Below are 11,978 nucleotides of genomic sequence, written 5' to 3'. Positions count from 1 at the left end.
CGCCTGTGGCGCGGCCGCCATTATACCGGCATCCATCGCCAGGCATAGAGAATCGAAGAGTGTGACCAGTCAAGTTCTATCGTACCTCTCGTAGCGAAACCAATGCTTGTGATATAACTGTGCGCCAGCTCGCACTAAGAACAATCAGTCCATAACTACAGCGAGCAGGGTACGGGGATCACGATCAGTAATGAATAAGGCCAGGAAGACGCTTCTTGAAAGGCTGTTTACCGAGCACGGACAGGCCTTGGTACGCTTTGTCTCTCGCATTGTAAAAAGCCCTGACGATGCCGAGGATATCGCCCAACACGCCTATCTACGCCTGCAAAAACTCAGCGATGAAAAGGAACTCGAGAATCCACGGGCCTACCTCTACCAGATTGCCAACAACCTTGCTGTGGACCAGCTGCGTCGGGGCAAGCTGCATGTAGAGTACGTAAGCCAGCAGATCCCCATGGAGGGTGAGCCTTACACCGACGACCATGCGGACCATCAGTCACCAGAAAGGTTGCTGGCAGCCCGCCAGCAACTACAGTCCATCTACGAAACCATGGACAAGCTACCCCTAAAGTGCCGCCAGGCCTTTCTATTACATAGGACCCGGGGCCTTTCCTATAGCGAGATAGCTAAGGAGATGAATATCTCCGTGAGTAGTGTGGAAAAGTATATTTTGCAGGCTTTGAAAGCGTGTCGTAAGAAGGTAACTCCTGAAAGGTGACCTTCAGTCAGTTGCGCCACTTGTGACATATATCCTTAAAATAACGATAAAAAAAGATGAACCACCGGTATTCACACCTTAACAACAACTCCACAAAATTATTTGAGGGGGGGAGCTGTTCAGTCGTCTCAGCTTCGAAGGGCCGAATTGAGTAAACCTAAATACTCTACATACAACAGAACATTTTACTGCAATTCAGTAAAAACTCGTTGGAATTATTTTTTTACTCAGAGGTCCGTGCAGTAAAGGTCGCACAAATTGAGAGACTTTGAGTAATATGCCGCCTTTAGTATCAAAGTACTAAGTTAATTTTCGCAAATCCAAGGTGCTAGAGCAGCCATGAAGAGTAACCCTAAGCAAGCATTAAGTGAAGAAAGCCTGGATCAGGCTTGCGCTTGGGTTGCTCGTTTGCGCTCTGACTCGATCACATCTAGCGACCGCCACCAGTTCAAGAAATGGATTTCCCAAGACGAGAATCAGTTGGCTTTTGCCGAAATCACTGAACTCTGGGGAGACCTGGGTGCCTTATCTCACCTACCGGTAGATACATTGTTCCCAGAAAGCATTCCCTCTCCGCAAAATAATGCTGCCGTATGCTCCGCATCCACCGAAAATGCACAGGGGCAACAAAGCTCAAAGCAATGGACATTGCCGCAGTGGCTTATGGGCGGAGGGCTAGCAACCTGTGGAGCAATAGTTGCCTTATGGGTTGGATATCAGGGTATGGGCGGCGAACTCAAAGCTCAAATATATGCGACCGAACGCGGACAAATACAAACTATAAATCTGTCCGACGGCTCAGAAGTAAAACTGAACTCAAATAGTGAACTGCGGGTAATCTATAACCGCAATGAGCGTCGCACGGAGTTAGTTCGCGGTGAAGCCTTCTTCGAAGTGGCAAGACAAACTTCTCGCCCCTTTACTGTTACCGCCGGCAGCGCCAACATCCGCGTATTGGGGACTGAATTTAACGTTGAACTTAACCCAGAGAACACAAGAGTATCCGTAACCGAAGGCACAGTCTCAGTTAGTGAGACCGATAGCGCCCCCGGCTTGGAACCCGAATCAGTACAACTGGTCAAGAACGAGAAAGTCAGCGTTTCTGAAAGAGGCCTCAGCCCAATTGGCCAAACATCACCGGAAGAAGCTACCGACTGGACAAAAGGACTACTAGTCTTTGAAAAAACCCCACTTAAGGATGCTTTAACCGAGTTAAATCGCTATTTAGCGGTTCCAGTTGCCGCCTCTCCCCAAGTAGAGGGCAAATTAGTCACAGGAACCTTCGAGATCTCCGATCCAGACAGCACCTTGAAAGCTATCGCTACTGCGCTCGATTTGCACGAAGACCACAGCGACTCCAACCTGACTATCTTGTCTCCCGCACATAACTAGGTTATAACCGTCATCACGGCGGTTATATATTAGGCAAGCAAAATAAGCCCGCCCAGAATCTAAGAAGAACTATCAGTTTGCTGCATTTTGACATGCTGCATGTATTTGAATGGGCACCTCATTGACACCTAGGCACTGGATAACAATATCCCTTGTGTTAGCGCTCTGCTCCCCTAGCGCTACCTACGCCCTATGTCCAGAATCAGGAATCAAAATCCCAAAAGGGAACCTCTCTAAAGCCCTGATATCACTGGGCCAGCAGTGCAAAATATCATTACTTGTGAAAGCCTCATCGGCGACTAGATTTCAAGTTAGCAAGCAAACTTTACACAGCCCTGAAGGCCAGTTTGAACCAGCGCTAGAAGAACTACTTTCAGGGATCCCCCTATCCTTTAAAAAAGTTGGCCCATCATCTGTAGCAATTATTAAATCCCCTGAACAGGCTACCCCCGTCCCAATGGAAATGGGTGTCGCGCAAACTGAAGAGGTGACCGTCACCGGTCAAAGCCTGACAGGAAGTCATTTACGCCACTTCCAATCAGAAGGGTACCTTCCGGTTGACCGACTTTCGCGGGAACAGTTGGAAATGACTGGCGCCCAAACTGTCGCCGACTTGCTTAAGTTTCTACCTGCTATTTCTGGCAACTCCACAAGCACTTCAGTAAGCCTGGAGAGCGATGGCACCGCGACGGTCTCGCTACGTGGCCTACCTGCTAACAGCACCCTTGTTCTCCTCAACGGCAGGCGCATCATTAGCGACGGATTCAATGGGGAGGCAACAGACCTAAACACCATCCCTTTAGCTCTTGTTGAAAGGGTAGAAATTCTCAAAGACGGCGCCTCAGCTGTTTATGGGTCCGATGCGATTGCAGGGGTTGTGAACATCATCCTGCAAACCGACTTTGAGGGACTCTCAATAAAAAGCTATTACGGACAGGCTTCGCAAGGCGACCGGCAGAGCGAATCCCACCACTTAACTTGGGGGTGGAGGGGAGATCACTCCCATGTAATGGTTAATCTGGCCCAGAAGCGCCAAGGAAAAGTAATGAGCCGAGACAGAGGGCTCTCCAACTCAGCAGACAGCCGCGCAATTGGTGGCACCGATCAGCGGTCATCTGCTATCCCGGGGGGGTTTATCGCCCTGGAAAGAAATGAGGTATTGACCAATCTCTCACCCGGGATATATCAGCAATGGTCACCTGACGATAAATTTGACTACAGTGACTACACCTCAGCAATAACTCCCACGCAAAGCGACTCAATATACATAGCGGGTAGTCTAGATATCGGTGATAACGCGCAAGCTTTTTCTGAGATCATGGGAGTTCGATCCAGTGGGGAGTCAACGTCTGCCCCGACCCCGGTATTTACACGCTTTGACAATGGTGACCTAACAATATCAGCCGACAATATTTACAACACTTTTAATCAAGAGGTTTACGACGTTCGCAGGCGCGTTATTGAGCTTGGCCCACGGACACAGAACAACCGAACAAACACCTGGAGATTTAATACTGGGGTAAAAGGCTTCTGGGACGAATGGCAGTGGGAGCTGGGTGCTTCGATCCATAAGACCCGCAAGAAAGAGACATTAAACAATGTAATAGATCCCTTCGCACTATCTCTAGGCCTCAAAGGGCCAGACCTTTGTAATGCCACAACATCCTGTGTGGCGGTCAACCTTCTTGGCCCCAGCGGTAGTATCGACGCAGAACAATTGGATTTTATTCGGGGGAAAAGCGTTACGATCAGCAATTCACGAATGACCTCCCTCACATTCATAACCGACGGCATCATCAAGAAAATATCGGCGGGAAATGTTCTGGCTGCAGCAGGTGTTGAATTAAGGCGGGAAAATGTAAACCTTCACTCAAATGATAATTTCGGAATGTCATTTATTGGAGGGCATGCACCCGGGTCAACTGAGGGAACCCGACTCGTCAAAGAAGCCTTCGCGGAACTATCTATCCCACTAATCTCTGAAAAATTATGGCTGGATGGAGCTATCAGAAGCTCCCATTACGATGATTTTGGGAGTACCAGCAACCCAAAACTAGCCTTGCGATGGAAACCCACCTCATCCTTACTTGTGCGAAGCAGCTATACTAGGGGATTCAGGGCACCGACCTTGACAGATATGAATCAGCAGGGCTACCAAACCCAAGAATTCCTGTTCGATCCCTGCTCAAGCTCAAATGCAGATAATCTGCCCGGCTGCCGATTTCAATCTGATAGCTCCCGGATACAATATTTAACCGAATTTAGCGGAAATTCAGATCTTTCACCCGAAACATCCCGCACAATCTCTCTCGGAGTAACATGGGAGCCACTCCAAATCCCCGACTTTAAAGCTAAATTTGACCTCTATGATATAGATGAAAACCAAGTAATCGGCACCAACCCCCAATTCTTATTGGATCAAAATGCCTACTACAACCTTTATACCGATTTAGTCATACGCGACCAGAGTGGTGACATTACCAAAATTTATGCTTCCCGCATAAATCAAGGAAGCCGAGAGATCCGCGGATATGATGCAGCTTTTCGTTATAACCTTCCGTTGAACAGTGATAAGAAGCTACAACTGGCTTTGAACATCAGCAAAATGCTTCACTACCTGAATCAGAGCTCCCCCAATTCAGTCAAAGAAGACCTATCCGGCACTTTCACAGATACTTCCGTCGGCGGCCTAGGATCACTACCAAAATGGAAAGCCAATGCTGGGGCCTATTTAAATATAGGGGCTTGGGATGCCGGCTATACCATGCATTACGTCGATAATCTAAAAGAAACCTTCACCAATCTAGATGGCACAACCGAAAACCGCAGTATCAGCAGCTGGTCATCCCACGACATCCAGATTGCCTATGCCTCGAATTCTCGGTTGAGATTTTCTTTCGGCATCAATAATTTATTTGGCCGCTCTCCACCTTTTGCATCAACAGCCGAGAGTAATAATCACGATTACCTAACCTATGACCTCACAGGTCGATTTTTTTACGGAAGTTTTTCTCTTAGTCTCTAGGCTTAACCATTCTACTCCAACCTCTCTTGCAGCTCCTCGCACCCCCAAAGCGCTCAAAAATAAAGCAGGTAGGCCGATAAGCAAACATCAGCCAACCTATCAAACCTGACAATACGCAGTATCAGAAAAAAACACGATTCTTTTGAGGGGTTCCGTCCGCCACTCGTTAATAGGAGTGTTGGGAGGGAAGTAGCCACTTGGGGGTAGCTATTTCCAGCAATCGTCATTAATGACCAAAGACTAAAAATCCAACGATCAAGAGAGGATTGACAATGAAAAAGAACCTCCTGTCCGCAGCCGTAAAAGGAGCCCTGGGCTTCACCGCTGCCGCAATTATGGTTCCTGCAATGCCAGCTTTCGCTCAAGAAGATGCGGAAATGGTTGAAGAAGTAATCGTAACTGGCTCCCGTATCCAGCGCGCCGACCTGGAAGGTGCTCTGCCGATTCAAGTGATGGACGCTGACGCCATCGCCGCTACCGGTGTGACCTCTGCACCTGAGCTAATGGCCAAGCTGACTTCCATGCAAGGCATGACCGTTGCAGCTGATTCCGTTGGTGGTAGCGGCGGCGGTTTGCAAACCGCCAACCTGCGGGCCCTTGGTTCCGGTTACACCCTGGTTCTTCTTAACGGCCGGCGTATGGCTTCCTCTACCTCTGGTAGTGAGTTTGACTTGAGCCACATTCCTCTGGCAGCTATTGAACAGGTTGAAGTATTAACTGACGGCGCAAGCGCCCTGTATGGCTCCGATGCTATCGCCGGTGTTGTAAACTTTATTCTTAAGCGAGAAGTAGACAGCACAACAATAAATGTACGCTACGATAGGCCCGAGGCTAGCGGTGGCGGCGACATTGCCTCATTTGACATAACCAGCGGCTTTGGCAGTCTGGATGAAGACGGCTTCAGTATTGTCGGAAGCTTTAGCCACCATGAACAAAGCGAGCTAGCCGCAAAAGACCGCGACTGGGCTAGCTCAGGTATCATTCCGGTAACCAACCCCACTACCGGCAATACCGGTCTGTTCTTTAATGGTTCCACCAACTCCATCCCAGGTAACGCTTACGTCTATTACACAGACGAATGGAAGGCCGCCAATGGTGGGGACAATGCTCCCAACTCCGAAACTTTTAACCCTTATCTAGAAGCGAACGGTAATTGTGCGCCAGATAATGCCCCGTCTGGAAGTGTATGTGCTTTCGACTACACCAGCACCCTATTTATCCTCCCAGAAAAAGAAACTGATTCTATTTTCCTATCTGGAAAATACCGCATCAGTGACAACCTAGAAGGCTTCAGTGAGCTGGTTTACTCCGAGCGCACTATAACATCTAAGACCGCACCCTACCCAACAGGTCAAGTACCCCTGCCCATCGATTCTCAGCTGGTTCAGGACTACGTACTGCCTTACGCAAGTGTTGACACATCCGACATCGAGCAAGTTACAGGTACTTGGCGCGCTCTAGCAGCAGGTAACCGTGTTACCGAGTGGAAATCCGATGCCTTCCATTTCGTTGCAGGGGTGAACGGCTCCGTTGGCGACATCAACTTTGAAGCTGCGGCCTTCCATGCCTCTATCGATCAAGAAGAGAATTACCCGGACGGACACTTACTGGCTGAAGAGTTTGCAGAGCTCGCTAGCTCTGGCCAATTGAACATTTTCGAGCCGGTAGATAGCCTGTCAGAAGACACGGTCGCATTGGTTGCACCTACCATCTACGATGGCAATTACGGCACTACGGAAACCAGCGTTACTGGTTTCGACCTGTCTATGGACATGCCGCTATTCAGTATGGACGGTGGTGAAGCCCAATTGGCAGCGGGTATCGACTTCCGCCGTAACACCTATGAGGAAGGTATCTCTGACGCTAACCGCGATGGCCTAATCCTATTCCGTCAGGCTGGTGACGTTTATGATCTTGAGCGAGACACGTATGGTGTCTACGCTGAAGCTCTTTTTCCTGTGCTAGACACTTTGGATTTCACTGCTTCTATGCGCTACGACTCCATAGGTGGCACCGACGCGGTAGTTAACGGTAGTGACCTCGGCAGCGTAAGCGGTTCTATGTCTGATGTAACTTACAAGCTGAGCACCCGCTGGGCGGCTACGGATAATCTATCCTTCCGCGCCTCTTATGGCACAGGCTTCAAAGCTCCATCCATGCTTGAGCTAGCTAAGCCTCTGGTGAACTTCGGAGTAACCTCTGGCACCTTCGACTGTGTATTCCCTGCTGGTGATGAACTGCGCAATCTCTGTGTTGCGAACTCAGGGTTCCAGGCTCAGGTACTGCAAGTTGGCAATACTGAACTAGACGCAGAGACCTCCACTCAATACTCCCTGGGCTTTGTTCTAGATACTGACAGCGGCTTCACTGCCACAGTCGACTATTGGAACATTTCCATGGAAGACCAGGTCGATTATCTGCCCGAACAAGATATATTTGGAAACTGGGAAAAGTACCGCGACCTGTTTGTAGGGGTACACAACAGCACTACAGGGCGTGACGAACTCGGCATCATTCAAGCTTTTGTCAATATCGGTGAGTCAGAAGTAAGTGGTGTCGACTACCGTTTCGAGCAATCACTTGAACTCTCTTTCGGTGATATGCTGCTCTCCCTGGGCGGAACCTATATGATTGAGAATGAAAACTCACTCTTCGGTTCTAGCATGGGTAAGTTCGGCGCAAATGACGAAGTAACCTTCCGTAACCAGATCCGTGCAGGCGTCACTTTGTCCCACGGTATCTTCACCCACAACCTGGGTATGAACTACCGCAGCGGATATCTGGATCAAGCTAATACCATTGGCTTAATCGACGACGACGGCTCATATATTACTGAAACCGTCTATGACGAAAATGGCGTGGGCTCTGAACAGATCGTGTACGAAGATGTGCAACTTTCTATTCCTTCTTACATCACCTTCGACGTACAGAGCCAGGTTGCCCTGATGGAAGATCAGTTGACCCTGAAACTCGGTATCAACAACCTGACTGACGAAGAGCCGCCGCGCACCCTGCGTACCAGTGGCGCTGGTCACCAGCTGGGCTTCGATCCGCGTTACTCTGATGGCTACGGTCGCACTGTCTACCTGAATGCAGGTTATACCTTCTAAGAACATAAATTCTTAGTAAAGCCCGCGGCGTTAGCGTCGCGGGCTTTTTTTCAGCAGTGGGTAGATGGAACACAACAATAGGCAAAAAAGCACTTCTTAAAAGGTTAAGACTTCACGCAATATGGTATCTCTGCCAATTTGTGAACCGATGGCAAGAAGAGGACTAATTGAAACAGCTGCCCCCGTCTAACCCAATTCTCTCGAATACCTCTTTTTCTAGTGGCCTTCAGAATGAATGCTGCTGCTCCGACCTTTTTCAGTTCACCCTTCCTCCGCGGCAATCACGCCTTCAATCCAGTCAGTGAACATTTTTTAAGAATCGAACCCGTATTGCAGCAAAAGTCTCTCAAGGCACACCTCAAAACTATCTTTACAGATGTGGAGAACAAGTTAATTTGCTGACTAACACTCAACTCTTTCCACACAAGTATCGCCCAGATCCTAGCTATCAGCTCACAACGGTTGATTGGCCCCCCCTAAAACTCATCAGTCCTCAAGCACCGACATTTCGTAAGCACTATCTTGAGCCAATCTACCGAGCATTGAGAAGCCGGAAGAGGTCGTAAATCAGTAAAGCAAGGCTTATTGGAGAACGGTGGGTTACCAACAGGAGGTTCACTATCTAGAACTTGCTCATCCCCTCTCAAAGGACCTTCAATGGCAAAGGGGTGTGATCGTTATTTGCTCAATTTTTCAGATAAAAAATCTCATACTACGTTAAAGCTATAAATAGGCTTCAACTTGCCTGAAGCACCAGTTTTAAAGAATAAAATCCAAGTACTGCCTAAAAAACAAACCAAATGCTCTAAACATATTGAGCGGAATTGTTCATAAGTCGACCAAAAACTCATCGGAAAAGTTCCATATTTACCTTCAATGCATTAAAGTCAGCTTCGACAGTTTTTAACCCATATCATAAAAAGCATTATAAGCACCTTAAGTATAAGAAGGTTCCACTATGATTAAGACCAAATTGAGCATAGCCATCGCTGCTCTGGGCACCCTCGCCAGCACTGGCGTTTTCGCCCAAGAGTCTGCTGAGATTGGCGCAGAAGTAGAAGAAGTAATTGTTACCGGTTCACGCATCGCTCGTGACCCGCTATCCACTACAGGTCCAATTACTCTGGTTGATTCCGAAGCGATCCAACGCTCCGGTGTAGGCACCATTGATGAGCTGCTGAACCAACTTCCTTCTATGGGTACCACTGGTATCAATGCAAATGACAACAACGGCGGTGCTGGTCTTTCATTTGTAGACCTTCGCAACCTGGGTTCTGCACGTACCCTGGTTCTCGTAAACGGCCGCCGTTTCGTATCTTCCAGTTCTGGCGTGGCCGCCGCAGTGGATATGAACAATATTCCTGTAGATATGATCGACCGAATTGAAGTGCTAACTGACGGCGCTTCCGCTGTTTACGGCTCAGACGCTGTAGCAGGTGTTATCAACGTAGTTCTAAAAGATTCTTTCGAAGGTGTGCGTGTTAATGCCCGTGCCGGCGCCACTGAATCTGGTGGTGGAGAGAATGGCGAACTGTCTATCACTTTCGGTCAAGAATTCGAGCGCGGAAAATTCATCGCCAACCTTACTCATAGCAAGCGTGATGAGATCGCTTACACCGACCGCGATTGGGCTGGGCTGCAAAGCTCCATGTCCCCAACCGGTAATATCTTCACCTCATACGGTAATTTCGGCGTTGCTGAAGATGGGACTACCCTAGGCGACTACGCTAGCTATGACATTGGCCAGTACATGTGGCTGTCGGGAGCTATGGAGCGTACCAGTTTTACTGGAAGCGGCACCTTCTCAATTACTGACTCCATCGAGCTCTATGGTGAAGGTTCTTACACTACTAAAACTACCAATCAGCAGCTCGCCGCCCAGCCGATGTACGCTGGTAACGGCTTGAATATCACTGCTGACCACCTTTCAGCAGAAGTTCAATCTCAACTATCTGACGCCTGGCAAGAAGCTGAAGACGCTTACCAAATTGAGCTCGCTGCATACAACGCAGCAGTGGCAGAGTGGGAGGCCCAAGGCAGCCCTAAAGATCTTGAGCCTACTGCACCAGTAGCCACCCACGGTGAAAACTGGCAAGACGGCCTCAGTGATGTACGTCTCCGCCCAGTTGCTGGCGGTACTCGCGACTCCGAACAGGAAACCAAAACTTTCCGTGCCCTCACCGGTTTGCGTGGTGATTTGTCCAATGGCTGGGGCTGGGATGCATTCGTAAGCTACGGCAAGAACAAGGGTGATAACACCGTTGGCAACTCCATCAGTAAGACTAAAGTTCAGGAAATTCTTGATGGTGTAAGCGGTATTGCCGAAGAAGATGTTCAATTCCTGGGCGGTATGAGTGATGAAGTCATTGACTACATTAGCTACACCGATCGCGAAGATAACGAATACGATATGCTCAATGTCGGCGCCAGCTTGACTGGAGATATCGACGCTCTTGAGTTCCAAGGTGGAACCTTAGGGTTTGCTGCTGGCGTTGAATATCGAAAAGAGTCTGGTGAATTCAATCCCAGTGAAGAAACTCAGCTAGGCGAAACCTTTAGCAATCAACAAGATGCTACCTCTGGTGACTTCGCAGTAACTGAGGTGTTCGCAGAGTTCAACCTGCCAATCCTGGCTGGCCTCGACCTTGCTGATGAACTCTCCTTTGACGCAGCTATTCGCTATTCTGACTATGACACTTTTGGCGGTCAGGCAACCTACAAGCTTGGCGCTATATACGCACCAACGGAAAACCTACGTTTCCGCGCTAGTTTGTCTACTGCATTCCGTGCTCCAGGCATCTATGAACTATATAGCGGTTCTGCCCAGAGCTATGAATACCTCATTGACCCCTGTGACACCAGCAGTAGTAATGAGGCAGGCCAAGGTGCAAACTGTAGCATGGTAGGCGCAGGTTTCACCCAGGCAGGCAGCCAAGTACCAACCAACATCGGTGGTAGTGAGGATCTGCAGCCAGAGGAATCTACTAGCTTCACCGCAGGTATCGTATGGACTCCAGCTTTCGCTGAAGATCTGTCCATCACCCTCGATTACTTCAAAATTGAAATCGAAGACGCAATCACCTCAGCTGACACCCAGCAGATCCTGGATGATTGTTACCGTGATGGCAACGCAGCAGCTTGTGCACTGGTTCGCCGCAGCGACAGTGGCCAAATCGAGTACCTGGAGGGCTCTCTGATGAACATCGGAGAGATCAATACCAGTGGTATCGATATTGATGTAGTGCAAAACTTCCATTACGACGCTGGTAAGCTAGCCTTGCGTGCCCAAGCAACTCACCTGCTTGAGTACGAAGAGTACAATTCTCAGACAGACCAAACCACTGACCGCGTAGACTATATCGGTACTAACAGTGAGGCTTACACTAAGTGGCGCGGCCTTGCCAGCGCAACTTGGTACGCCGACAGCTGGGACTTCGGAGCTGACATTCAGTACATTGGTGATGGCCACAGCCCATACTTGGACATGCCCTCCCACACCTACCTGAACTTAAAGGCAGGCTGGGATGTGAATGATACTACGCGGCTTACTGCGGGTATCGACAACGTTACTGATCGCGAGCCGGCTACTACTTCCGGCAGCGACTGGAATGGTACTTACGACTTCCAGGGCCGCTATGCCTGGGCTGGCGTTACTTACCAGTTCTAAGTGCTAACTTTCTAAGTCAAGCCGAAAAGGGCGCCTTTTGGCGCCTTTTTTTGTTTCAAGTGAAAT

5 protein-coding genes are annotated in these 11,978 nt (G+C 49.1%); all 5 read left to right on the top strand.

Translation table 11 applies throughout. The features are described from left to right. Window positions 1–190 precede the first annotated feature (190 nt). The 5 genes from ACJJIY_RS09075 (at window position 191) to ACJJIY_RS09055 (ending at window position 11,912) form a co-directional block, all read left to right on the top strand. Entirely contained in the window at window positions 191–718 is a 528-nt protein-coding gene (locus ACJJIY_RS09075) for an RNA polymerase sigma factor (protein WP_413664471.1), read from the top strand. A 339-nt stretch (window positions 719–1,057) separates the two neighbouring features. After that, a complete protein-coding gene (locus tag ACJJIY_RS09070) occupies window positions 1,058–2,110 on the top strand; it encodes a FecR family protein (protein ID WP_444895120.1) in 1,053 nt (350 codons plus the stop codon). Window positions 2,111–2,567: 457 nt separating this feature from the next. Continuing rightward, on the top strand, window positions 2,568–5,135 hold the full coding sequence (locus tag ACJJIY_RS09065) for a TonB-dependent receptor (RefSeq protein ID WP_445359447.1): 2,568 nt from the start codon (window positions 2,568–2,570) through the stop codon (window positions 5,133–5,135). Window positions 5,136–5,407: 272 nt separating this feature from the next. Beyond that, window positions 5,408–8,245 (top strand): TonB-dependent receptor plug domain-containing protein, encoded by a 2,838-nt coding sequence (locus tag ACJJIY_RS09060; RefSeq protein WP_444895122.1) that lies wholly within the window; start codon window positions 5,408–5,410, stop codon window positions 8,243–8,245. A gap of 958 nt (window positions 8,246–9,203) precedes the next feature. After that, complete coding sequence (locus ACJJIY_RS09055) at window positions 9,204–11,912, top strand: TonB-dependent receptor plug domain-containing protein (RefSeq protein ID WP_444895123.1); 2,709 nt, start codon at window positions 9,204–9,206, stop codon at window positions 11,910–11,912. The last annotated feature ends 66 nt before the right edge of the window (window positions 11,913–11,978 follow it).

This window comes from Microbulbifer maximicatervae (SeqCode) (genome assembly GCF_052468155.1).
This window is presented reverse-complemented; position numbering and strand designations above follow the sequence as displayed.

Excerpts from the sequence above, each read along its gene's own strand:
- ACJJIY_RS09075 (WP_413664471.1), top strand. The coding sequence starts at position 191 with ATGAATAAGGCCAGGAAGACGCTTCTTGAAAGGCTGTTTACCGAGCAC.
- ACJJIY_RS09070 (WP_444895120.1), top strand. The coding sequence starts at position 1,058 with ATGAAGAGTAACCCTAAGCAAGCATTAAGTGAAGAAAGCCTGGATCAG.
- ACJJIY_RS09065 (WP_445359447.1), top strand. The coding sequence starts at position 2,568 with ATGGAAATGGGTGTCGCGCAAACTGAAGAGGTGACCGTCACCGGTCAA.
- ACJJIY_RS09060 (WP_444895122.1), top strand. The coding sequence starts at position 5,408 with ATGAAAAAGAACCTCCTGTCCGCAGCCGTAAAAGGAGCCCTGGGCTTC.
- ACJJIY_RS09055 (WP_444895123.1), top strand. The coding sequence starts at position 9,204 with ATGATTAAGACCAAATTGAGCATAGCCATCGCTGCTCTGGGCACCCTC.